Genomic DNA, 22,190 nt, shown 5'->3' with positions numbered 1-22,190 from the left:
CGTGACGGGGACCGTCTACGCGGCCGGAGCGGTGTGCTGGCGGATCATCGAGGGCCGCCCGCACATCCTCGTGATCCACCGACCGCACCGGAGGGACGTCAGCCTGCCCAAGGGCAAGGTCGATCCGGGCGAATCGCTGCCCGAGACGGCCGTGCGCGAGATCCGCGAGGAGACGGGGCTCGCGGTCGGACTCGGGGTCCCGCTGGGCTCGACCGAGTACACCCTGCCGAACGGACGATCCAAGGCGGTCCACTACTGGGCGGCGCGGGTCAGCGAGAAGGCCGTGCTGCACTCCGACTTCCTGCCCAACCGCGAGGTCGAGGCCCTGGAGTGGGTCACGCCGAAGCGGGCGCGGGGCTACCTCACCTACCCGCACGACGTCGCGATCGTGGACGAGTTCTCGCGGATCGCGGCCCGCGGCGGGCTCGAGACGTTCGCGCTCGTCGTGCTGCGGCACGCGAAGGCCGTGCCCGCCGACTCCTGGGACGGACGCGACTCCACCCGCCGCCTCAACAAGCGCGGGACCGACGAGGCCGCCGCAGCCGCCCGCGCCGTCGCCGCCTGGCGCCCGCGCCGGCTCGTCTCGAGCACGGCGAAGCGATGCCGCTCGACGATCGCCCCGCTCGCCTCCCTCGTGAAGAAGCCCGTCCGCCTGTCGGAGGACATCAGCCAGGACGCGTTCGAGCACGGCACCACCGACATCCGCGGGCTGGTCGGCAAACGCGTGCGCGCCCGCAGGACCGCGGTGCTCTGCAGCCACCGGCCGGTCATCCCCGAGATCCTGCGCGAGATCGCCCTCGCGACCGCGACTCCGATCGGCGCCTACCTCGACGAGGCCTCGCACCTGCCCACGGGCGGATTCACCGTGGTGCACCTCTCGAGCGAGCACCCCGGGTCGGGGATCGTGGCGATCGAGACGCACGCGCCGCTCGCCTGACACGGCACGGCCGCCCGACCGGAGCGATCCGGATCCTCGGCGCGCCCGGCAAGCCCCGACGGGCCTCGTTCACCGCCCGTTCACCCAGCGGACCGTGGGCGGACACGACCCCCTCGTACATTCGCTCGCGGGCTGCACCAGGCCCTGTTCTGTTTCCATGCTTTCCTACCCGAAAGGGATACTTGTGAGAATCTCGCGTCTCGGCCAGGCGGCCGTCGTCGCCGCCGTCGCAGCGATCACTCTGACCTCGTGCGCAGCCAACGAAGGAACGACGGCCCCGGCCGGCGACTCCTCCTCCGGCGCTGCCAGCAGCCTCGAGGGCACGCTCAACGGCATCGGCGCCTCGTCGCAGGGGTCGGCCCAGGAGGCCTGGGTCGCCGCCTTCCAGACGGAGAACCCCGGCGTCACCATCAACTACTCGCCCGACGGCTCCGGCGCGGGCCGCGAGGCGTTCATCGCCGGCGGCGCCGACTTCGCCGGCTCGGACCGCGCGCTCAAGCTCGAGGAGCTCGACGGCTCCTTCGGCAAGTGCGCCGAGGGCACCTCCGCCATCGACGTCCCCGCCTACATCTCCCCGATCGCCCTGGTCTTCAAGATCGACGGCGTCGACGAGCTCAACCTCGACGCGGCCACCGCCGCGGGCATCTTCAAGGGCACCATCACCAAGTGGAACGCCCCCGAGATCGCCGCGCTCAACCCCGACGCGACGCTCCCCGACGCCAACATCACCGCGGTGCACCGCTCGGACGACTCGGGCACCACCGAGAACTTCGCCGCGTACCTCAACGCGACCGCCCCGGACGTTTGGGACGCGGAGCCGGACGGAGTCTGGCCCTACGAGGGCGGCGAGGCCGCTCAGGGCACCTCGGGCGTCATCGACACCGTGACCAACGGCACCAACACCATCGGCTACGCCGACGCGTCGCGCGCCGGTGAGCTCGGCACCGCGAAGATCAAGGTCGGCGAGGAGTTCGTCGAGTACTCCCCCGAGGCCGCTGCCGCGATCGTCGACGCCTCGCCCGAGGCGACCGACCGTCCCGACAACGACATCGTGTACGAGATCGACTACTCCACCGAGGAGTCGGGCGTGTACCCGGTCGTCCTGGTCAGCTACCTCATCGCCTGCCAGGAGTACCAGGACCCCGCGACGGCCGAGCTCGTCAAGGCGTACCTTGGCTACGTGACCAGCGAGGCCGGTCAGGAGGAGGCAGCGACCTCCGCCGGCGCCGCCCCGCTCTCGTCCGAGCTGTCGGCTCAGGTCGCCACCGCGATCGAGTCCATCAAGTAATCCCCCCTCGCGAGTCGGCCCCGGACCCCCACCGGTCCGGGGCCGTCCCCCACTCCGAACGCAGGGAACCCATCCATGAGCACCGCAGAGCGGCCCGTCGGCGCCATCAAGGCGAAGCAGCGCCCGGCCGACCGGATCTTCGCCGGGACGGCGATGGCCTCCGGCACGCTGATCCTCGTCATCCTCGCCGCCGTCGCCCTCTTCCTGGTCGTGCAGTCGATCCCCGCGCTCACCGCGCCGAGCGACGAGATCTCAGGTGGCGCCGGCTTCTGGGCCTACGTCGGCCCCCTCGTCTTCGGCACCGTGTACGCCGCGGCGCTCGCCCTCGTCATCGCCGTGCCGATCTCGATCGGCATCGCGCTCTTCATCTCGCACTACGCCCCGCGCCGTCTCGCGCAGGGCCTGGGCTACGTGATCGACCTGCTGGCCGCCGTGCCGTCGGTCGTCTTCGGCCTCTGGGGCATCACGGTCCTCGCCCCCTTCGTCCAGCCCTTCTACACGTTCCTCACCGACGCGTTCGGCTGGTTCCCGCTCTTCTCCGGCCCCGTCTCGGGCACCGGACGCACGATCCTCACCGTGGCCCTCGTGCTGGCGGTCATGATCCTGCCCATCGTCACGGCGATCTCCCGCGAGGTCTTCCTCCAGACGCCGACCCTGCACGAGGAGGCGGCGCTCGCCCTCGGCGCGACCCGCTGGGAGATGGTCCGCACGGCGGTCCTGCCCTTCGGCCGCCCCGGCATCATCTCGGCCTCCATGCTCGGCCTCGGCCGCGCACTGGGCGAGACCATGGCCGTCGCGATCGTCCTCTCGCCGTCGTTCGTCGTGAACTTCGCGCTGCTGCAGTCGACGAACTCCAACACGGTCGCCGCCAACATCGCCCTGAGCTTCCCCGAGGCCTACGGCCTCAAGGTCAACGAGCTGATCGCCTCCGGCCTGATGCTCTTCGCCATCACGCTCGTCGTGAACATGCTCGCCCGCTACATCATCAACCGCCGCAAGGCCTTCTCGGGAGCGAACTGATGGTCACCATGACGACTCCTCCTCGCCAGCGCCGCCGCGTCGAGGACGCCGCTCCCGCGGTGACGAACACGCTCACGAGCGGGCAGCTGCCCAAGTGGGCCCCCCTCGCCCTCCTCGGCGGCAGCCTCGCGCTGATGGCCGTCGTCTACGCGCTCCTCGCCGTCAGCGGGGTGACCGCCGGCTTCGACATCGTCGGCACCGTCTTCTTCGGCGCCGTGCTCTACACGGTCTCGGTGTTCGTGCTGGCACGACTGGTCGAGGGCGCCCGACGGGCCACCGACCGGGTCGTGACGACCCTGGTCACCGCGGCGTTCGTCGTCGCGCTGATCCCGCTGATCTCGCTGATGTACACCGCGATCACCGCGGGAGCCGCGCGCTTCGACATCACCTTCTTCACCTCCTCGATGCGCAACGTCGTCGGCGAGGGAGGCGGAGCGCTGCACGCGATCATGGGCACGCTGATCATCACCGCGCTCGCGGCGGTCATCTCGATCCCGATCGGCCTGATGACGGCGATCTACCTCGTCGAGTACGGCCGCGGCCCCCTGGCCCGCGGCATCACGTTCTTCGTGGACGTCATGACCGGCATCCCCTCCATCGTCGCCGGCCTCTTCGCCTACGCCCTCCTCGTCCTGTTCTTCGGACCGGGCGTCCGGATGGGCATCGGCGGCGCGGTCGCGCTCTCGGTGCTGATGATCCCCGTGGTCGTCCGCTCGACGGAGGAGATGCTGCGGCTGGTCCCGAACGAGCTCCGCGAGGCGTCCTTCGCACTCGGCGTGCCCAAGTGGCTGACCGTCGTCAAGATCGTCCTCCCCACCTCGATCGCCGGCATCGTCACGGGCGTCATGCTCTCGATCGCCCGCGTCATCGGCGAGACGGCTCCGCTGCTCATCGTCGCCGGCTTCACGCAGTCGATGAACTACAACCCGTTCGACGACCGGATGATGACCCTCCCGGTCTTCGTCTTCCGCCAGTACGCGGACCAGGGCTCCGACGCCGCCGCGTACATCGACCGGGCCTGGACCGGCGCGCTGGTCCTCATCCTGATCGTCATGCTCCTCAACCTGCTCGCACGCATGGTCGCGCGCATCTTCGCCCCCAAGCTCGGCCGCTAACCCGAAGGATCTCCGTTGTCCAAGCGCATCGAAGTCAACGACCTCAACGTCTACTACAGCAAGTTCCTCGCGGTCGAGGGAGTCGGGCTCACCATCGAGCCCCGCACCGTCACCGCCTTCATCGGCCCGTCCGGCTGCGGCAAGTCGACCTTCCTCCGCACGCTCAACCGCATGCACGAGGTCATCCCCGGCGCCTACGTCGACGGCGAGGTGCTGATCGACGGGAACAACCTCTACGGCCCCGGCGTCGACCCGGTGCTCGTCCGCCGCCAGGTGGGCATGGTCTTCCAGCGTCCGAACCCGTTCCCGACGATGTCGATCCGCGACAACGTGCTGGCCGGCGTGAAGCTCAACAACCGCCGCATCAGCAAGTCCGACGCGGACGACCTGGTCGAGAAGTCGCTCCAGGGCGCGAACCTCTGGAACGAGGTGAAGGACCGCCTCGACAAGCCGGGCTCCGGTCTCTCCGGCGGTCAGCAGCAGCGTCTGTGCATCGCCCGCGCGATCGCGGTCTCTCCCGACGTCCTGCTGATGGACGAGCCCTGCTCGGCGCTCGACCCGATCTCGACGCTCGCGATCGAGGACCTGATCGAGGAGCTCAAGAACGAGTACACGATCGTGATCGTGACCCACAACATGCAGCAGGCATCGCGCGTCTCGGACCGCACCGCGTTCTTCAACATCGCGGGCACCGGCAAGCCGGGCAAGCTCATCGAGTACGACGACACCGCGACGATGTTCTCGCGCCCGTCCGTCCAGGCGACCGAGGACTACGTCTCGGGCCGCTTCGGCTGATCCCGCGCCCTCGAACCAGAAGAGCCGCACTCCCCTCGGGGGTGCGGCTCTTCTCGTTCGCGTGGTCCGTACGGTCAGGCGGTCTCGATGGCGAGGATGGGATCGGTCGTCGGAGTGTCCGACCCGCCCTCGTCCTCGATCGTCACCGCGACGACGGCGCCCTCGGCCATGGTGCCCTCGAGAGGAGCAACGGTGCGCCCGTCGCCTCCCTCGAAGAGGCCTGCGGCCACGGGCCCGGTGGAGTCGATGTACCAGAGCTCGTACGTCTTGCCGTCGGGCAGCGGAGCGAGGTCGTCGACGACGAGCGCCGAGCGGCCGAGCGACCCCGACCAGACCAGCGTCGCGGTCTCGCCCGAGGCGACGGTGGCGACGGCCTCCTGCGCGTCAGGGGCGTTGCGGATCTCCTCCAGCGCCGTGAGCTCCTGGGTCTGACCGGAGCCGGGCGCGAGCACCTGGGGCAGCGTCACTCCGCCGACCACGATCACGGCGGCCGCGGCGGCGGCCGAGAGGTAGACGGCGGGTCGGGTGAACCAGCGGCCGCGAGCCTTCGCCTCGGCGCTGTGCCGCGCGGTGGACGGCGCGACCGTCTCGTCCGCGCCGGGGCGAGCGACGGGAGGCACCTCCGCCTCGACGGCGTGCAGTCGCGGGGTCTCGACCGGCTGGGCCGGCTCGTCCCGCGGCAGTTGCGGCGTCGTCGCGATGAGGGCCATGAGATCGGCCTTCAGGCGCGGGGACGGAGCCACCGGTGCCGCGTCCTCGGCGAGGGCGTCGGCCACTGCGGCGAACCCGTCGGCCTCGGCACGCGCCTCCGGGTGCTCGGCGAGGAACCGCTCGTACCTCGCCTGCTCCTCGGGAGTCAGGATGCCGAGGGCGTGGCCCGCGGCGAGCTCGCGAGGGTCGTCGGGTCGATTCACGTCGGTCACCGGGTCACCCCCATCTCTTCTCGAAGTCTGATCATTCCATCGCGCAGGCGCGTCTTGACGGTACCGACGGGGCACTGCAGGATCCCCGCGATCTCGCTGTGCGAGTACCCGCCGTAGTACGCCAGCTGCAGCGCCTGCCGCTGCAGCTCGGTCAGCCTGCCCATGGCGGCTGCGACCTTCTCGTGCTCAAGAGACACCTCCGCCTGTTCGGCGACCTGGTCGTAGTCACGACCCAGATCCCGGATTCCGATGCGCACGTCCCGGTCGCGGCCCGCTTGAGCCGCGCGTACCCGATCGATGGCCCTGCGGTGTGCCATCGTGAGGATCCAGGTCGTCGCGCTTCCTTTATTCGGAGCGAAGCGTCCAGCGGTTTGCCAGATCTCGAGGAACACCTCCTGGGTCACCTCCTCGGACTGAGCGCGGTCGACCAGCACGCGGGTGACGAGTCCGAGGACGCGGGACGCGGTGAGGTCGTACAGCTCCGAGAACGCCGCCTGATCGGCGGCGGCGATGCGCTCGAGGAGCGAACCGAGGTCGGTCGTGGTGTCGTCGCTCATCGTCGCTGCCCCGTCCGGGCCCGCTTCTGGAAGCCGGCGCTCACCGCGGAGACGACGACGGCGACCGCCGCGACGATCACGACCACCTCGAGGGGGTGGACCACGAAGCGGATGTCGAGTGCGAATCCGCCGATGTCGACGAGCGCCGGATCCTTGAGCCGGGGCGAGAGCCAGAGGGCGATCAGGCCTGCGGCCGCCGCGGTCAGGGCGGGGTAGGTCCGGGGTCGGATGAGGACCCAGAGACCGGCGATCACGTCCAGCACCGCCAGGGAGCGCATCACCACGCCCTGCGACACGGTGACGCCTCCGCCGAGGAGTGCGCCGTCGGCGTCGTCGACCTGCGGAGCGCCGAGGAGGTAGAGGGCTGCGGCGACCAGCAGGCCGATGCCGGCCCACCACCGCGCGCCCCGTCGGAACGCGATGCGGTTCTTCATCGGGGTGGCGCCTGTCTGTCGAGGACTCGGACGTGCGGTGCGGGGCGGCCCGCCTCCGACCACCCGCCACTGGGCCCTCGCTCCCGTGCGGTTCTGCGGGGAAGAAAGGGGCCGGACCGCAGAACGCCTCTCGGCGCGAGGCCGCTCGAAGCGGCTACAAGTGGAGCCCGGGGTTACTGCGATCCGGCCTCGCCCAGTCTAACCACTGCCCCGGGGGTGGTCGCGAGGCGCGTTCGCGGTGGGTGAACGGCCTTGCGCTGCAGCGCCTACTCCAGGGAGTCGCTCCGCCACAGCCGCGCGCAGCCGGCGAGCTCGGAGGCGGTGGTCGAGAGGCGGAGGGCCCGCGTGGTCAGCTCGCTGGCGCGCGGTCCGTCGATCAGCTCGACGTCGTCGGCGACCGAGGCCGCTCCGGAGGCGCTCACGCGGCAGAACGCGGCGGCGCGGTCCAGCGCCACGGCGAAGTCGCCGTCGAAGACGCCGCGCAGGATCCGGTCGGCGAGCTCGGTGATCTCGGCGGGTCCGGTGGGGGTGCTAGCGCCCGCCACCACCGGGTCGATGGTCGAGGAGAGCTCCACGCCGCGCTGATAGAGGAAGCTCGTGCTCTGCGGATCCTGCCGGATGACGAGCCGGAGCAGGTAGATGCGCCAGAGGGCGCCGGGCAGGCTCGAGGCGCTCGAGCGCGCCCACAGCTCGGCGAGCGCGTCGATGCCGTTGTGGTCGGTGTACTCGACCAGGCGGTCGATGATCACCGGATCGGGGTCGTCCCGGACCCGGCTGAGCAGGGCGATCGCCGTCTCGTGCGCCACCCGGGTGATCTGCGCCGGGTCCTCGCCTCCCTGGAACGCCTCGAAGACGTGGGAGGGGAACTTGGTCGGCTTGTGGAAGCCGTCTGTCATGGGGCCGCCTTCCGCGGTCGGGAGAGCGGGCGCAGGCGTCCGCTCGGGAGTGAAGGGGTTCGAGGAGGGTAACGCCTGCGGGCCGCCGGATATGCCCCGGTCCGGGTGCCGTCGGGTCGGTCCGCCGGGCGCGCTACCCTGGATTCGCGGGCCTCTAGCTCAGTTGGCAGAGCAGCGGACTTTTAATCCGCGGGTCGTCGGTTCGAGCCCGACGGGGCCCACTCCCTCTCCCGCCGCACGGCACTACGGCTTCGGCGGCTCCGCCAGCGGGAGCGACTCGGGCTCGCGGGTCACCACGAGGCCGCGGTCGCCGTGGGACGTCGCGAGCATCTCGCGCAGCCAACTGTCGTTGAGCCGGGGCGGACGACCGCCGACGAAGTGGAACTGCAGCGGGATGTGCGGGGAGATCCAGACGGTGACGCGGCCGGATCCGCTCTCGACGGGCTTCACCCAGCTCAGGTAGAAGGTCTCGTGCCGGCGGAGCTTGCGGCCGACGACGACCTGCACGTGGGCCAGGACGCGGTCGTCGAACTCTTAGACGTCGGAGGAACCGTAGATGAGCTGACCCATGGAAAAGATTTTCCCAGGGGCACGGATATTCGCCCTCGGGGTAGACAGACGATGCCCTTTCAGGGAAGCCCCCCGCTCGCGGGGCGCCCTCCGGACCGTTAGCGACGCCGCCCCTCGAACGGAATCCCCCTGTGCGGACTCGGGAGCGCGGTGACGATGGAGAGCATGAAGCGCCTTCATTACGCCGGTGGTTCGCTGCTCGTCGGGGACGCCGTGGCACACGCGATCCTCGGCTACGCCCGCGAGCTGGGACTGCGCGGCATCGCCGACACGATCGTCGTGGCAGGGACGACGCCCGACGGCGAGCGCGAGCAGGCCGAGCTGCTGATCGGGCCCGCGAGCCAGCTCCTCCTCGTCGAGGACGACTCGCCGGAGGATCCCGCAGCGGATGCGGCGACCCTCGAAGAGCTCGACCGTCGCCGCGGCGCGCTGGAACCGCGCGTCGAGCACGTCACGGCCGAGGACCAGCCCGAGCCCGTGGCGGACTACGACGAGTGGTCGATGCTCGCGCGCGACGAGGAGTGACCGGCGCCGAGGAGTGACCGGCGCGCCTACTCGTGGCAGAGCGACCAGATCGAATCCGGGTAGTCGTGCACCTCGTCGCCGTCGAGCAGGCGCCAGACTCCGGCCTGGTGCTCGAGGAGGCGGCCGTGCACGACCTCCGATCTCCATCCGTCGTCGGTGCGGTACCACCGCACGAGTCGGATGCTGACAGAACTGCGGGTTGCGACCCGTTGAGACATCGTCGTCCTCACCGGCGCCCGCTCCGACGTCGCGACGGTGCGACGAGAGGCCGGGACGCCTGAGGCGAGCCTACGCCGCTCCCGGCCCCCCGGGGAGGGGTCGAGGGAGCGCTTCCATCACGATCCGGACGCCCCGTCGAGGCGGACCGGTCGCGGTCAGTAGAGAGCGGATCCCCGGCGCAGCAGCCTCGAGCGTCGACGCAGTACCCTGTCGCTGGGGCCGAACGTCCCCGCCTCCAGCAGCTGACGGAGGGAGTCGGCCACCTGCCGGGCGAGACGGGGATCGATCGCCCCCGGAACGCGGAGCGAGTCGATGAGGTCGAGGGCCGTCCGCGTGGTGCGAGAGATCGCCATGCCACGAACCTAGGGAGCCCGAGCGGCGAGCGGCGCACCCCGCACGGGGGCGCGCGACGGCATCAATGCTCACCGTCGCGCCGCACCCGCGGGGTCGTGCCGGGGTCAGTCGTGCCCGTTGCTCGTCTCGCCGCGACCGGTCGAGGACTGGAGGCGATCGATGTGCTCGGACGCCTGCGCCTTGGTGAGGTCGGCCGGGAGGGTCTCGCCGGCCTCGCGGGCGAGGGTGTCGAGGTAGCTGCGCTGCGGGCCGGTCATCGGCTCGTCGCCGGTGACCCAGTCGGACGGGTCCTTGCTGGCGCTGGTGTCGCTGCCGTCGTCGGCGCGGGCTCCGAGGACGTCGCCCTCGGTCTTGATGTCGGGGCCTGTGGTGTCGTTGTCGCTCATGCTGCGACGGTACGCGCGACCACCGACAGCGGCGAGGGCTTGCGGATCGGCGGCGACGACTCCGCTCGGCCCGGACCGCTTCTCAGGAACCGAGGAGGGCGTGCGCGACCGTGAAGATCACGAGGCCCGCGAGCGCGCCCACCACCGTGCCGTTGATCCGGATGAACTGCAGGTCCTTGCCCACCTGGAGCTCGAGCTTGTCGGAGGTCTCGCGAGGGTCCCAGCGCTGGATGGTGTCGCCGATGATGCTCGCGATGTCGGCGCGGTAGCGGTCGACCAGGTTCGCGGCGACCGTGCCGATCCAGGCGTCCACCGTGCTCGCGAGCCGCTCGTCGGTCGAGAGGCGGCGGCCGAGGTCCACGACGATCGATTCCAGGCTCGCGCGCAGCGGGCTCTCCGGGTCGTCCATCGCGCCGAGGAGGGACGACTTCGTCGACTCCCAGACGTCGCCCGCCAGCTCGCGGACGCGCGGGCTGTCGAACGCCTGGTTCTTGATCTCCTCGACCCGGGCGACGAGATCGGGGTCGGTGCCGAGGTCCTCGGCGAGGGTCGCGAGGTAGCCGTCGATGGCGAGCCGGAGCGGGTGCCCCTGCTCCTCCCTGACCGCGTGCACGAACACGAGCGCCTCGTGGTACAGCCGCTCGTCGATGGCCCGGCTGACCGCCGAGGGCAGCCAGGTGGGCAGCCTGCCGCTGACCATGCGGGTGAAGCTCTGCGGATTCGCGGCGAGCCACGCCTCCGCCTGCTCGACCAGCGTGTCGACGAGCCGGCGGTGGTGCCCGGCCTCGACGATCCCGCCGACGAGCTTCCCCAGCGGAGGCCCCCACTGTGGATCGAGCAGGTGGCGGCGGGCGAGCGCCTCGATCACGCCCTGCACGTGGGAGTCGTCGAGCAGGGCGATCGCCGCGCGGACCGCGGCGGCGCTCTCGTCGCCCACGCGGTGCGCGTTGGCCGGCTCGGCGAGCCACACGCCCGCACGCCGGGCGATGCCGAACGAGTCGAGCTTCTCGCGCACGATCGCACCGCGGAGGAAGTTCTCCTCGACGAACTGCGCGAGGCTCGTGCCGATCTCGTCCTTCTTGGTCGCGATGATCGCCGTGTGCGGGATGGGCAGCCCGAGTGGCCGGCGGAACAGCGCGGTCACCGCGAACCAGTCGGCGAGGGCGCCGACCATGCCGCCCTCGCTCGCCGCCCTGACCCACTGGAGCCACGGGTAGCGGTCCTGCAGCGCGAACGAGACCGCGAAGACGATCGCCATCACGACCAGGAGGCCGGTGGCGATGCGCTTCATCCGGACGAGCGCGGCGCGCTTCGCGGCGTCGTCGCGCCCGGTCGAGGTGGTCACCGTCATGAGGCGGAGGGGAACCCCTCGTGCCGGATGCCCCAGGCCACGGTCCACTCCTCGCCCGGCTCCAGCCAGCGCAGGCCCTGACCCGAGTTGAGCGCCTCGGCGGGAGCGGTCATCGGCTCGACGGCGATCGCGGTCTTGACGTCGTCGCCCTCGGGGAAGATGCGGGTGATGAAGACCTGGATGTAGTTGTGCGAGGCGTCGGCCCAGAGCAGCACGCGGCGCCCGTCGGAGGCGCTCAGGCCGTGGACGCTCTCGCCGTCGACGACGGTGACGTCGGCCCAGGCGTCGTCGAGCTCGAGATCGCCGATCCGGCGGCCCCGGCGCAGGTCCCACTCGGTGCCCTCGACCGGGCTCTGACCGGTGGGGTTCAGCCGCTCGTCGACCTCGATGTGCACGGCCGCGTCGACGGTGATCTCGAGCTCGTCGGTCGGCACGTCGCCGATGGCGAGGAAGGGGTGCGTGCCGATCGCGACCGGCGCCTCCTCGGCTCCGACGTTGACCACGCGGTGCACGACCTTCAGCCCGTCGGCCTGCAGCTCGTACCGCACGGTCGTCTCGAGGTGGAACGGCCAGCCGCGCTGGGGGACGACCGGAGCGGCGAGCTCGACGAACGAGGGCCCCTGGTCGACGAGGCGGTAGGAGGTGCTGGTCAGCAGCCCGTGGAGCGCGTTGTGGTACTTCGGCTCGGTGATGTCGAGCTGGAGGGTGCGCCCCGCGTGGTGCCACTTGCCGTCCCGCACGCGGTTCGGCCAGGGGACCAGCACGATGCCCGACCCGAAGGGCGGCACGGTGGTCTCGGGGTATCCGGCGGTGATCTCGACGCCGTCGACGGAGAGGTGGCGCAGCCCTGCTGCCACCTCCGTCACGACGGCGTGGAGCGTGCGGCCCTCGGCGGTGAGGTCGAGGGCGTACTGGCGCCCGGTCGCGGGGGCGGGAGTGAAGTCGGCCATGCGTGAATCCTACGGACCGATGCCGGTGACGGGTGCCGCCGCGAGATCAGCAGCGCGTGACGGCCAGGCCCGACTCCTCCAGCTCGGCGACGACGACCGCCTCGGCCGCGCCGCCGGTGAGCAGGAGGTCGAACTCGTCGGCGCCGGCCACGCGGCCGAGGTCGACGACCCCGAGCTTGCGGGAGTCGGCGACGACGACGCGACGGGCGGCGGCCTGCAGCATGCGGCGCTTGAGGGTCGCCTCCGGGAGGTTGACGTTGGTCACCCCGGCCCGCGGATGCACGCCCGTGCAGCCCACGAAGACGACGTCGGCGCGGATCCGCTCGAGCATCTCGGAGGCCAGCGGCTCGACGAGCGAGTGCTGGAGCGGGCGCAGCGTGCCTCCGGTGACGACGACGGTGAACCGCGGGATCGCCGGCTCGAGGGCGAGGGCGGTGGAGAGCCCGTTCGTGATGACGGTGATGTCGCGGAGCTCCTCGCGGGCGACGAGGGCGTGCGCGATCGCGAGCGGAGTCGTGCCGACATCGAGGATCACGCTCTCGCCGGAGGAGACGGACGCGGCGGCCTCGCGCCCGATCGCCGCCTTCTCCTCGGCGGCGGCGGCCAGGCCCTCTTCGAGCGAGCGCTCGCCCGGTCTGGCGGCCGACGGGATCGCTCCGCCGCGCACGCGCTGCACCGAGCCCTCCCCCGCCAGCTGATCGAGGTCGGAGCGGACGGTGACCACCGAGACTCCGAGGCGCTCGGCCAGGTCGGCGACCGAGACGAAGCCCGAGCGCTCGGCCAGCAGTCGCATCCGGAGTCGGCGCTCGACAGCGGAGCGCCCGTCGTGCTCGCCGTCTGCTCTCATGCGCCCATGCTGGTCCGGCGGGGGTGGCTTGTCAAAGCGAAACCGCGCTTTCCTTTTCGAAGAGCGGCCCCTAGTCTGAGTCCCGCCATGAACGAAGCGATCCCCCTCTCCGCCGGCGTCGTCAAGCGCCCGCACACCCTCGCCGACGGGCGAGAGCTCCTCTACTTCGACGACGCCGACACGACTCTGCCGCCCGAGCGCAGCGCCGACGCCCGCGACCTCGATCCGCGACCCGCGACGGCGCGCATGCGCCAGGACGTCCTCACCGGGGAGTGGGTGTCGATCGCCGCCTCGCGGCAGAACCGCGTCTTCCTCCCGCCGGCCGAGCTCGACCCGCTCGCACCGGCCTCGCCGACCAACCCGTCGGAGGTACCGAGCCGCTACGACGTCGCGGTGTTCGAGAACCGCTCGCCGTCGTTCGGCCCGCTGCTCGAGGACGAGGACGCGCCCGCGTCCCTCGAGGATCTGCGCACCCTCGGCCTCGGCCGCACGCTGACCAGCGTCGGCCGCTGCGAGGTCGTCTGCTTCAGCCCGGAGCACGAGGGCTCGTTCTCGACGCTCTCGGCGTCGCGCGCCCGCACGGTCGTCGAGGCCTGGGCCGACCGCGTCGCCGCCCTCTCGGGCCTGCCCGGCGTGCAGCAGGTCTTCCCGTTCGAGAACCGCGGCGAGGCGATCGGAGTGACGCTCCACCACCCGCACGGCCAGATCTACTCCTACCCCTACGTCACGCCCCGCACGACCCGCCTCCTCGCGTCGCTCGACTCCTACGGACCGACGCTGTTCGCCGACGTCCTCGCGTTCGAGCAGGCCGGCGACCGCGTGCTGATCCGCGGCGAGCACTTCACCGCCTTCGTGCCGTTCGCCGCGCGCTGGCCCGTCGAGGTGCACCTCCTTCCGCACCGCCACGTCGCCGACATCAGCGAGACGACCCCGGAGGAGCGCGACGAGCTCGCGAAGGTCTACCAGCGCCTGCTCCGCGGCATCGACGCGCTCTACGACACCCCGACGCCGTACATCGCCGCCTGGCACCAGGCGCCCGTGCACGAGCGCCGCGACGAGGTGCGCCTGATGCTGCAGATCACCTCGCCGCGCCGCGCCGAGACGAAGCTGAAGTACCTCGCCGGCAGCGAGGCCGCGATGGGCGCCTGGATCGGCGACATCGCTCCCGAGACCAGCGCCGCCGCCCTGCGCGCCGCGATCGAGCGCGCCGACGCGGCGACGCTCGAGGCCGAGGTCGCGCAGCGCCCCGACGCCTCCCTCCCCGACACCCCCTCCGACACCGAGGAGACCCGATGACCTCCGCCTCCCCCTCGCTCGACGCCGTCGCCGAGCGCGCCGCTCGCGACTTCGAGCGCGAGTACGACCACGCCCCCGCGGGCGTGTGGGCAGGGCCCGGCCGCGTGAACCTGATCGGCGAGCACACCGACTACAACGACGGGTTCGTGTTCCCGTTCGCGATCGACCGCGCGACCGCGATGGCCGTCGCGCCGCGCGAGGACCGCGTCATCCGCATCGCCAGCGCCTTCTCTCCCGAGCACGTCGAGATCTCGCTCGACGATCTCGCTCCCGGCGCGATCGCGGGCTGGTCGGCCTACCCGCTCGGCGTCGTCTGGGCTCTCACCGAGTACGGCGTCGACCTCGGTGCCCGCACCGGGTTCGACGCGTTCGTCGACTCCGACGTCCCGGTCGGTGCGGGGCTGTCGAGCTCCGCCGCGCTGATGTGCGCCATGGCCGTCGCGCTGAACGAGCTCTGGGAGCTCGACCTCGACAAGGCGACGCTCGCGCGGGTCGGACGCCGGGCCGAGAACGTCGCCGTCGGCGCCCCGACCGGGATCATGGACGAGTCCGCCTCCCTCTTCGGGCAGCGCGACGCGGCCGTGTTCCTGGACTGCCGGAGCCTGGACACCGAGGTGATCCCGCTCGGTTTCGAGGAGGCCGGCCTCGTCCTCCTCGTCATCGACACGAAGGTCGAGCACGCGCACGCCACGGGCGGCTACGCCGAGCGGCGCGCCTCCTGCGAGCTGGGCGCCTCGACGCTCGGCGTGGAGTCGCTGCGCGAGCTGTCCGTCGACGATCTCCCGCGCGCCGAGGAGCTCCTCGACGACGTCACCTACCGCCGCGTGAAGCACGTGGTGACCGAGGACGCGCGTGTCCTCGCGACCGTGCGGACCCTTCGCGAGCAGGGTCCCCGCGCCATCGGCGAGCTCCTCGACGCGGGCCACGTCTCCCTCCGCGACGACTTCGAGATCTCGGTTCCCGAACTCGACACGGCCGTCGAGGCCTCGCGGGGTGCGGGAGCCATCGGCGCCCGCATGACGGGGGGCGGCTTCGGCGGCTCCGCGATCGCCCTCACGCCGGTCGAGAAGGAGGAGGAGGTCCGCGCCGCGGTCCTCGCCGCCTTCGCCGCGAAGGGCTTCCGGGCGCCGGAGCTGTTCCTGGTCACCGCCGCCGACGGCGCGGGCCGGGTGCGCTGAGCGCTGCACGACGAGGGAGCCGGCACCGGCCTCCGGACCACTGCGGTGGATCGGACGGCGCGGGTGCCGGCTCCCTCTGCGTCCGGTGGCCCTCAGGCGGGCGGGACGACCGCGCGCAGCACTCCCCCGGTGACCCTCACGAGCTCCGAGGCGCTGGTCGGGTACACCGTGTGCGCGTGTCCCGCCGCCGCCCACACCGTGCCGTACTCCGCGAGCGCCTCGTCGACCACGGTGCGCAGCGCGCGGGGATGACCGACCGGCGCGACGCCTCCGATGGTCTGGCCCGTGGCCGCTTTGACGACCGACGCGCTCGCCCGGCCGATCGTGCCGCCCAGCTCGCCGCCGAGCCACTGCGTGTCGACGCGGTGGCCGCCGCTCGTCAGCACGAGCAGCGGCTCCCCATCGAGGAGGAACACCAGTGAGTTCGCGATCTGCCCCGGCTCGATGCCGAGCGCCGCTACCGCGAGTGCCGCGGTCGACGCGGCCTCGTCGAGCCAGCGCACGGGCGGATGAACGCCGTGCACGGCGAGATCGGCGCAGGACGCGGTCGACCGCGGGGTGACTCCGTTCGCTCATGCCGCGAGGCTAGCGACTACTCCGTCATCGTCGCGATGTCGATGACGAAGCGGTACCGCACGTCGGACGAGAGCACGCGCTCGTAGGCGGCGTTGATCTCGGAGGCCGGGATGACCTCGACCTCGCTCGCGATGCCCTTCTCGGCGCAGAAGTCCAGCATCTCCTGGGTCTCGCGGATGCCTCCGATGCCCGAGCCCGCGAAGGAGCGGCGGGCGCCGAAGAGCGTGAAGACGTGCAGCGGCAGGGCCTCGGCCGGCGCGCCGACGTTCACCATGGTGCCGTTCAGGCGCAGCATGCCGAGGTAGGCGTCGAGGTCGAGCGGGGCGCTGACGGTGTTCAGGATGATGTCGAAGGTGTTCGCGAGGGTGGAGAACGTCTCCTCGTCCTTCGTCGCGTAGTAGTGGTCGGCGCCCAGGCGCAGGCCGTCGTCCTTCTTGCCGAGCGTCTGCGAGAGCACGGTGACCTCGGCGCCCATGGCGTGCGCGAACTGCACGGCCATGTGGCCCAGGCCGCCGAGTCCGACCACGGCGACCTTCTTGCCGGGGCCGGCGTTCCAGTGCGACAGGGGCGAGTAGGTGGTGATGCCGGCGCACAGCAGCGGCGCGGCGGCCTCGTAGGGGATCGACTCCGGCACGCGGAGCACGAAGTCCTCGACGACCACGACGTGGGTGGAATAGCCGCCCTGGGTGATGGTGCCGTCGCGGTCGACGGCGGCGTAGGTGCCGACGTTGCCCTTCAGGCAGTACTGCTCCTCGCCCGCGAGGCAGTTCTCGCACTCGCGGCAGGAGTTGACCATGCAGCCCACGCCGACGCGGTCTCCGACGGAGTGCTTCGAGACTTCGGAGCCGACCTCGGCGACGACGCCGACGATCTCGTGGCCGACGGTCAGCGGGTAGGCGACCGGTCCCCACTCCCCGCGCACGGTGTGGATGTCGGAGTGGCAGATGCCGGAATAGGCGATCTCGATGAGCACGTCGTGCGGGCCGACGTCGCGGCGCTCGACGGTGGTCGGGATCAGCGGCTCGGTGGCGGACGGGGCGGCGTAGGCGGATACGGTGCGCATGGGTTCTCCTCGTGGGGCGGGCGCACTCGAAGACGGGTCCGACGGGGGTGGGGGACGCGAGTGCGCCCGGCAACGCTACCGGCGTCGTCTGGACGGGAACCGTAGGCTCGGGGCATGCGCGCTGCGATCGACCTCAACGCCGACCTCGGCGAGGGCTTCGGCGTGTGGGAGCTCGGAGACGACGACGCGATCCTGCGGGTGGTGTCGAGCGCGAGCATCGCGTGCGGATTCCACGCCGGCGATCCCTCGATCATGCTCGATCGCTGCCGGCTCGCGGCGGAGCGGGGAGTCGCGGTCGGTGCGCACGTCTCGTACCGCGATCTGGCGGGCTTCGGGCGGCGCGACCTGCCCGTCGGCCCGGACGAGCTCCACGCCGACGTCGTCTACCAGATCGGAGCACTGCAGGCCGTCGCGCGGGCGACCAGCACGCACGTCCGCTACGTCAAGCCGCACGGCGCCCTCTACAACCGCATCGTGCACGACGAGGTGCGGGCCGGAGCCGTCGCGGCCGCTGTGCACGACGCGGCACCGGGCCTGCCCGTCCTCGGGCTCGCCTCCTCCGCGATCGAGCGCGCCGCCGGGGACGCGGGCCTGCCCTTCGTCCGCGAGGCGTTCGTCGACCGCGGCTACCGCTCCGACGGCACCCTCGTGCCGCGCGGCGAGGAGGGGGCCGTCCTCATCGACGTGCCGCTCGTCGCCGCTCGTGCGGTGCGGATGGCGACGGAGGGGGCGGTCGTGGACCGCGACGGCGGGATCCTCCGCGTCGACGTCGACTCGCTGTGCGTGCACGGCGACTCCCCCGGCGCCCTCGCGATGGCGGTGGCCGTGCGGGACGCTCTCGCCCGGGCCGGGGTCGCCCTCGCGGCCGCGGTGCCGTGATCCCCGCGCGCCTGCTGCCCTCCGGGGATCGAGCGGTGCTCGTGGAGACGGGCGGTCTCGACGAGGCACTCGCGCTGGCGCTCGCCCTCGAGGCGGAGCGGCCGCAGGGCGTCGTCGATCTCGTTCCCGCGGCCCGGACCGTGCTGGTCGTCGTCGATCCCGGCGTCATCCCGGTGCCTGAGGCGGCCCTGTGGATCCGGGCCGTCTGCGCCTCGGCGGACACGGACGCCGCGGGCACGACGGGACGGCTGATCGTCGTGGACGTCGAGTACGACGGCGCGGACCTCGCAGACACCGCGACCGCACTCGGCTGGACGGTCGGCGAACTGGTGCGCCGCCACACGGCGACAGGGTGGCGGGCCGCCTTCGGCGGATTCGCCCCCGGTTTCGCGTACCTCGTCGCGCGCGGCGACTGGCCGGAGGTGCCGCGCCGGGCGGAGCCGCGGACGCGCGTGCCCGCGGGTTCCGTGGCGCTGGCGGGCCCCTACTCCGGCATCTACCCCCGTTCCTCCCCCGGCGGCTGGCAGCTGATCGGGACGACCGCAGCGGTGCTCTGGGACGTCGAGCGGACGCCGCCGGCGCTCCTCGCGCCGGGCGACGAGGTGCGGTTCCGGGAGGTGCGGTGAGCCTCCGCGTCCTCGACCCCGGCACCCTCGCGCTCGTGCAGGACGCGGGCCGCCCGGGATTCGCCGCGCTCGGCGTGGGCCGCTCGGGCGCGATGGACGCCGGAGCCCTCCGCCTCGGGAACCGGCTGCTGGGCGGGGGCGCCGACGACGCGGGCCTGGAGCTGCTCGGCGCGGGCTTCGCCGTGAGCGCCGACGCGGACGTCTGGATCAGCCTGACCGGAGCCGACGGGGACGCGCGGATCGACGGGCGGAGCGTCGACCGGGTCCTCCCCGTGCTGCTGCCGGCCGGAGCCGTGCTGAGGCTGGGCCCGCTGCGCGCGGGGATCCGCCGCACGCTCGCCGTCCGGGGCGGGATCGACGTGCCGCCCGTGCTCGGGTCGCGCTCCCGCGACACCCTCGCGGCCCTCGGGCCCGAGCCGCTGCAGGCGGGGGACGTGCTGGCGATCGGACGCGCCTCCGGCGGCGTCGCCGCCCTCGACTGGTGGCCCTTCCCGGCGCCGGGCCACGGAGCGACGCTCGCCGTGCACCCGGGACCGCGCCTCGAGCTGCTCCCGCCGGGCACCTGGAGGGCGCTCCTCGACACTCCCTGGCACCTCGGCGACGCCGACCGCGTCGGACTCCGGCTGACCGGAGCACCGCTGCCGACGGGGCGCGGCGGCGAACTGCCGAGCGAGGGGATGCTGCACGGCTCGGTGCAGCTGCCGCCCTCCGGACTGCCCGTCGTCTTCGGACCGGACCACCCGGTGACCGGCGGCTACCCCGTGGTCGCCGTCGTCGACTCCGCGTCGCTCGACGCCCTCGCCCAGCTCGCCCCAGGGGATCCGGTGCGCTTCCGCGCGGTCAGCGGGCGGCGCGCTCCGCAGCCGTGACCACGTTGTGGATGAGCATGGCGCGGGTCATCGGGCCGACGCCGCCGGGAACCGGCGAGAGCCAGCCCGCGACCTCCGCCACTCCGGGAGCGACGTCACCGGTGAGCTTCGCGCGGCCGGTCTCCGGGTTCTCGACGCGGGTGATGCCCACGTCCAGCACGGCGGCGCCGGGCTTCACCCAGTCGGCGGCGATGAGCCCGGGGACGCCGACGGCGGCGACCACGATGTCGGCGCGGCGCACCTCCGCGGCGAGGTCGGTCGTGCGCGAGTGGGTCAGGGTGACGGTTGCGTCGAGGCCCTTGCGCGTCAGGAGCAGCCCGAGCGGCCGACCGACGGTGAGACCGCGCCCGACCACCACGACGTGCTTGCCCGAGAGCGGGATGTCGTGCCGTCGCAGCATCTCGACGACGCCGTTGGGCGTACAGGGCAGCGGGCTGTCGAGCTCGCCCTCGACACCGAGCACCAGGCGGCCGAGATTCGTCGGGTGCAGCCCGTCGGCGTCCTTGTCGGGGTCCATCAGCTCGAGCATCGCGTTCTCGTCGATGCCCTTCGGCAGCGGCAGCTGGATGATGTAGCCGGTCACCGCCGCGGACTCGTTCAGCTGGCGGATCGCGCTGCGGATGTCCTCGGCCGAGGCCGTCGCGGGCAGGTCGACCCGGATCGACTCGATGCCGACCTCGGCGCAGTCGCGGTGCTTGCCGGCGACGTAGGAGCGGGAGGCCGGGTCGTCGCCGACCAGCAGCGTGCCGAGCCCCGGCACGATCCCCTTCTCGCGCAGCGCGGCGACCCGCACCGCGATCTCGGCCTTGACCGCCGTCGCCGTGGCGACTCCGTCGAGTACCTGTGCCGTCATCGGATGACTCCTCGTGTTCGAGCGGCGCGAACCGGGTCGCCGGGGACGTGTCGTCCGGCGACCGCGGCACGCGGAGGGCCAGGGGGCCCGGGTGGGATCCGCGGAGCCGGGCGGCTCCGCGGATCGGGGCTCAGAGCCCGGGGTAGAGCGGGAAGTCGTCCGTGAGGCGACCCACGCGGGCGCGCAGGGCCTGCAGGTCGGCGGACGGCTTGAGCGCCTCGGCGATCACGTCGGCGACCTCGATGAACTCGTTCTCGCCGAAGCCGCGCGTGGCGAGCGCCGGCGTGCCGATGCGGAGCCCCGAGGTGACCATCGGAGGACGCGGGTCGAAGGGCACGGCGTTGCGGTTGACGGTGATGCCGACCTCGTGCAGCCGGTCCTCCGCCTGCTGGCCGTCGAGCGGGGAGTTGCGGAGGTCGGCGAGCACCAGGTGCACGTCGGTGCCTCCGGTGAGCACGTCGATGCCCTCGGCCTTCGCGTCGGGCGCGGTGAGGCGCTCGGCGAGGATCTGCGCGCCGCGGATCGTGCGGGCCTGGCGTTCGGCGAACTCCGCCTCGCCGGCGAGCTTGAAGGCCGTCGCCTTCGCCGCGATGACGTGCATCAGCGGGCCGCCCTGCTGGCCCGGGAACACGGCCGAGTTGAGCTTCTTGGCGTACTCCTGCCTGGCCAGGATGAGGCCGGAGCGGGGGCCCGCCAGCGTCTTGTGCACGGTCGTGGTGACCACATCGGCGTGCGGGACGGGCGAGGGGTGCAGGCCCGCTGCGACGAGGCCGGCGAAGTGCGCCATGTCGACCCAGAGCTTCGCGCCGACCTCGTCGGCGATGGCGCGGAACGCCTCGAAGTCGAGGTGGCGCGGGTAGGCCGACCAGCCGGCGATCAGCACCTGCGGGCGGACCTCGAGGGCCTTCTCGCGCACGACGTCCATGTCGATGCGGAACGACTGCGGGTCGACGCCGTACGCGGTCGCGTTGTAGAGCTTGCCCGAGAAGTTGAGCTTCATGCCGTGCGTCAGATGACCGCCGTGGGCGAGCTCGAGCCCGAGGATCGTGTCGCCGGGCTGGATCAGCGCGGAGAGCGCTGCGGCGTTCGCGGTGGCACCGGAGTGGGGCTGCACGTTCGCGAACTCGGCGCCGAAGAGGGCCTTGGCGCGGTCGATCGCGAGCTGCTCGGCCACGTCGACGAACTCGCAGCCGCCGTAGTAGCGGCGGCCCGGGTAGCCCTCGGCGTACTTGTTGGTCAGGACCGAGCCCTGCGACTCCAGGATCGCGCGCGGCACGAAGTTCTCGCTCGCGATCATCTCGAGGTAGCCGCGCTGGCGGTCGAGCTCCTGCTGCAGGACGGCGGCGATCTCGGGATCGACGACCGAGACGGGCTGGTCGAACGATCCGGACGCACCGGTGGTCGCGGGACTCTGGGCGGTGGAAGAGGACACGGACGCTCCTTGACTGGGAAACGGAGGGTGCCCGCGCCGGTGCATCGAGGCGACTCGGCGCGTACGGGCGACCCGGACTACGGTATCCGTTCCAGCCCAGGCGTGCGGCGGGAAAAGTGTCCGGAGCGCGCCCCGGAGGAGGTGCCGCTCCCTGATGGTCACCCATCCGAACGCCAGTCGCGGCGCGGCCAGCTTAGCAACGCGCAGGCCGCGCTCCACTGCGCGACAGAACCCGACGATCACTCGGCTCG

At 72.2% G+C, this 22,190-nt stretch carries 26 protein-coding genes, 1 tRNA gene and 1 riboswitch; of the genes, 12 read left to right on the top strand and 15 right to left on the bottom strand.

Annotated elements, in window-relative coordinates; translation table 11 throughout:
• The first annotated feature begins 1 nt into the window (after window position 1).
• The 5 genes from ASF48_RS05530 to pstB all read left to right on the top strand — a co-directional run bounded on the left by ASF48_RS05530 (window position 2) and on the right by pstB (window position 5,155).
• Window positions 2-937, top strand: coding sequence for an NUDIX hydrolase (locus tag ASF48_RS05530; RefSeq protein ID WP_055787633.1), 936 nt, complete (start codon window positions 2-4; stop codon window positions 935-937).
• Window positions 938-1,121: 184 nt separating this feature from the next.
• Complete coding sequence (locus tag ASF48_RS05525; RefSeq protein WP_055787629.1) at window positions 1,122-2,225, top strand: phosphate ABC transporter substrate-binding protein PstS; 1,104 nt, start codon at window positions 1,122-1,124, stop codon at window positions 2,223-2,225.
• Between the two features lie 75 nt (window positions 2,226-2,300).
• On the top strand, window positions 2,301-3,245 hold the full coding sequence (gene pstC, locus ASF48_RS05520) for a phosphate ABC transporter permease subunit PstC (RefSeq protein ID WP_055787626.1): 945 nt from the start codon (window positions 2,301-2,303) through the stop codon (window positions 3,243-3,245).
• An 8-nt stretch (window positions 3,246-3,253) separates the two neighbouring features.
• Window positions 3,254-4,360, top strand: coding sequence for a phosphate ABC transporter permease PstA (gene pstA / locus ASF48_RS05515; protein WP_055788985.1), 1,107 nt, complete (start codon window positions 3,254-3,256; stop codon window positions 4,358-4,360).
• Window positions 4,361-4,375: 15 nt separating this feature from the next.
• On the top strand, window positions 4,376-5,155 hold the full coding sequence (gene pstB / locus ASF48_RS05510; protein WP_055787623.1) for a phosphate ABC transporter ATP-binding protein PstB: 780 nt from the start codon (window positions 4,376-4,378) through the stop codon (window positions 5,153-5,155).
• A gap of 74 nt (window positions 5,156-5,229) precedes the next feature.
• On the opposite strand, the gene ASF48_RS05505 is transcribed toward pstB, so the two are convergent.
• From ASF48_RS05505 to ASF48_RS05490, 4 genes are all read right to left on the bottom strand, one after another.
• Window positions 5,230-6,078 carry an anti-sigma factor gene (locus tag ASF48_RS05505; RefSeq protein ID WP_055787620.1) on the bottom strand — a complete coding sequence of 283 codons (849 nt, stop codon included), beginning with the start codon at window positions 6,076-6,078 and terminating at the stop codon, window positions 5,230-5,232.
• The gene (sigK, locus tag ASF48_RS05500) at window positions 6,075-6,635 is read right to left on the bottom strand and encodes an ECF RNA polymerase sigma factor SigK (protein WP_055787617.1); all 561 of its coding nucleotides are present in this window, start codon (window positions 6,633-6,635) and stop codon (window positions 6,075-6,077) included. The genes ASF48_RS05505 and sigK overlap by 4 nt, the downstream gene beginning before the upstream one ends.
• Window positions 6,632-7,069, bottom strand: a complete 438-nt coding sequence (locus ASF48_RS05495) for a hypothetical protein (RefSeq protein ID WP_055787614.1) — start codon at window positions 7,067-7,069, stop codon at window positions 6,632-6,634. The genes sigK and ASF48_RS05495 overlap by 4 nt, the downstream gene beginning before the upstream one ends.
• A 266-nt stretch (window positions 7,070-7,335) precedes the next feature.
• Window positions 7,336-7,965, bottom strand: coding sequence for a hypothetical protein (locus tag ASF48_RS05490; RefSeq protein WP_055787611.1), 630 nt, complete (start codon window positions 7,963-7,965; stop codon window positions 7,336-7,338).
• A gap of 148 nt (window positions 7,966-8,113) precedes the next feature.
• Here ASF48_RS05490 and ASF48_RS05485 point away from each other — a divergent pair.
• Window positions 8,114-8,186 (top strand) — tRNA-Lys (locus ASF48_RS05485).
• Between the two features lie 22 nt (window positions 8,187-8,208).
• Here ASF48_RS05485 and ASF48_RS05480 read toward each other — a convergent pair.
• Window positions 8,209-8,472 carry a DUF7882 family protein gene (locus tag ASF48_RS05480; RefSeq protein WP_230671789.1) on the bottom strand — a complete coding sequence of 88 codons (264 nt, stop codon included), beginning with the start codon at window positions 8,470-8,472 and terminating at the stop codon, window positions 8,209-8,211.
• Between the two features lie 228 nt (window positions 8,473-8,700).
• Between ASF48_RS05480 and ASF48_RS05475 the strand changes: the two genes are divergently transcribed.
• Window positions 8,701-9,060: a hypothetical protein gene (locus ASF48_RS05475; protein ID WP_055787608.1), complete on the top strand. Its 360-nt coding sequence runs from the start codon at window positions 8,701-8,703 to the stop codon at window positions 9,058-9,060.
• Window positions 9,061-9,086: 26 nt separating this feature from the next.
• Here ASF48_RS05475 and ASF48_RS19320 read toward each other — a convergent pair whose 3' ends face one another.
• The 6 genes from ASF48_RS19320 to ASF48_RS05450 form a co-directional block, all read right to left on the bottom strand.
• Window positions 9,087-9,233: a hypothetical protein gene (locus ASF48_RS19320; protein WP_157602202.1), complete on the bottom strand. Its 147-nt coding sequence runs from the start codon at window positions 9,231-9,233 to the stop codon at window positions 9,087-9,089.
• A gap of 201 nt (window positions 9,234-9,434) precedes the next feature.
• Window positions 9,435-9,632 (bottom strand): hypothetical protein, encoded by a 198-nt coding sequence (locus ASF48_RS05470; RefSeq protein ID WP_055787606.1) that lies wholly within the window; start codon window positions 9,630-9,632, stop codon window positions 9,435-9,437.
• A gap of 105 nt (window positions 9,633-9,737) precedes the next feature.
• Entirely contained in the window at window positions 9,738-10,019 is a 282-nt protein-coding gene (locus ASF48_RS05465) for a DUF3072 domain-containing protein (protein ID WP_055787602.1), read from the bottom strand.
• Window positions 10,020-10,101: 82 nt separating this feature from the next.
• Window positions 10,102-11,370 carry a DUF445 domain-containing protein gene (locus tag ASF48_RS05460; RefSeq protein WP_055787599.1) on the bottom strand — a complete coding sequence of 423 codons (1,269 nt, stop codon included), beginning with the start codon at window positions 11,368-11,370 and terminating at the stop codon, window positions 10,102-10,104.
• On the bottom strand, window positions 11,367-12,320 hold the full coding sequence (locus ASF48_RS05455; RefSeq protein WP_055787595.1) for an aldose 1-epimerase family protein: 954 nt from the start codon (window positions 12,318-12,320) through the stop codon (window positions 11,367-11,369). Before ASF48_RS05455 ends, ASF48_RS05460 begins: the two co-directional genes overlap by 4 nt.
• A gap of 46 nt (window positions 12,321-12,366) precedes the next feature.
• Entirely contained in the window at window positions 12,367-13,167 is an 801-nt protein-coding gene (locus ASF48_RS05450; RefSeq protein ID WP_055787591.1) for a DeoR/GlpR family DNA-binding transcription regulator, read from the bottom strand.
• Window positions 13,168-13,254: 87 nt separating this feature from the next.
• Between ASF48_RS05450 and galT the strand changes: the two genes are divergently transcribed.
• Both galT and galK read left to right on the top strand, forming a co-directional pair.
• A complete protein-coding gene (galT, locus tag ASF48_RS05445) occupies window positions 13,255-14,463 on the top strand; it encodes a galactose-1-phosphate uridylyltransferase (protein WP_082481000.1) in 1,209 nt (402 codons plus the stop codon).
• Complete coding sequence (gene galK / locus ASF48_RS05440) at window positions 14,460-15,641, top strand: galactokinase (RefSeq protein WP_055787587.1); 1,182 nt, start codon at window positions 14,460-14,462, stop codon at window positions 15,639-15,641. The genes galT and galK overlap by 4 nt, the downstream gene beginning before the upstream one ends.
• 92 nt (window positions 15,642-15,733) lie before the next feature.
• On the opposite strand, the gene ASF48_RS05435 is transcribed toward galK, so the two are convergent.
• Both ASF48_RS05435 and ASF48_RS05430 read right to left on the bottom strand, forming a co-directional pair.
• Complete coding sequence (locus ASF48_RS05435; RefSeq protein ID WP_327205435.1) at window positions 15,734-16,144, bottom strand: YbaK/EbsC family protein; 411 nt, start codon at window positions 16,142-16,144, stop codon at window positions 15,734-15,736.
• An 89-nt stretch (window positions 16,145-16,233) separates the two neighbouring features.
• Window positions 16,234-17,280 (bottom strand): NAD(P)-dependent alcohol dehydrogenase, encoded by a 1,047-nt coding sequence (locus ASF48_RS05430; RefSeq protein WP_055787582.1) that lies wholly within the window; start codon window positions 17,278-17,280, stop codon window positions 16,234-16,236.
• 114 nt (window positions 17,281-17,394) lie between these two features.
• Here ASF48_RS05430 and ASF48_RS05425 point away from each other — a divergent pair, with 114 nt between their 5' ends.
• Genes ASF48_RS05425 through ASF48_RS19865 form a run of 3 tightly spaced genes read left to right on the top strand, consistent with a single transcriptional unit; the run spans window position 17,395 to window position 19,654 of the window.
• Window positions 17,395-18,159 carry a LamB/YcsF family protein gene (locus ASF48_RS05425; protein ID WP_055787579.1) on the top strand — a complete coding sequence of 255 codons (765 nt, stop codon included), beginning with the start codon at window positions 17,395-17,397 and terminating at the stop codon, window positions 18,157-18,159.
• 35 nt (window positions 18,160-18,194) lie between these two features.
• Window positions 18,195-18,785 (top strand): 5-oxoprolinase subunit B family protein, encoded by a 591-nt coding sequence (locus ASF48_RS19870; protein WP_235577184.1) that lies wholly within the window; start codon window positions 18,195-18,197, stop codon window positions 18,783-18,785.
• A complete protein-coding gene (locus ASF48_RS19865; protein ID WP_055787576.1) occupies window positions 18,782-19,654 on the top strand; it encodes a biotin-dependent carboxyltransferase family protein in 873 nt (290 codons plus the stop codon). The genes ASF48_RS19870 and ASF48_RS19865 overlap by 4 nt, the downstream gene beginning before the upstream one ends.
• On the opposite strand, the gene ASF48_RS05410 is transcribed toward ASF48_RS19865, so the two are convergent.
• Together ASF48_RS05410 and glyA are read right to left on the bottom strand one after the other, a co-directional pair.
• Entirely contained in the window at window positions 19,626-20,507 is an 882-nt protein-coding gene (locus ASF48_RS05410) for a bifunctional methylenetetrahydrofolate dehydrogenase/methenyltetrahydrofolate cyclohydrolase (RefSeq protein WP_055787573.1), read from the bottom strand. The two genes, ASF48_RS19865 and ASF48_RS05410, sit on opposite strands and share 29 nt — an antisense overlap.
• 130 nt (window positions 20,508-20,637) lie before the next feature.
• Window positions 20,638-21,939, bottom strand: a complete 1,302-nt coding sequence (gene glyA / locus ASF48_RS05405; RefSeq protein WP_055787570.1) for a serine hydroxymethyltransferase — start codon at window positions 21,937-21,939, stop codon at window positions 20,638-20,640.
• A gap of 87 nt (window positions 21,940-22,026) precedes the next feature.
• A riboswitch (ZMP/ZTP riboswitch) is annotated at window positions 22,027-22,130 on the bottom strand.
• Window positions 22,131-22,190 lie beyond the last annotated feature (60 nt).

This window comes from Rathayibacter sp. Leaf299 (assembly GCF_001423055.1).
GTDB lineage: Bacteria > Actinomycetota > Actinomycetes > Actinomycetales > Microbacteriaceae > Rathayibacter > Rathayibacter caricis.
Note: the sequence above shows the minus strand (reverse complement) of the source record. Positions and strands in the feature narration are given on the sequence as shown.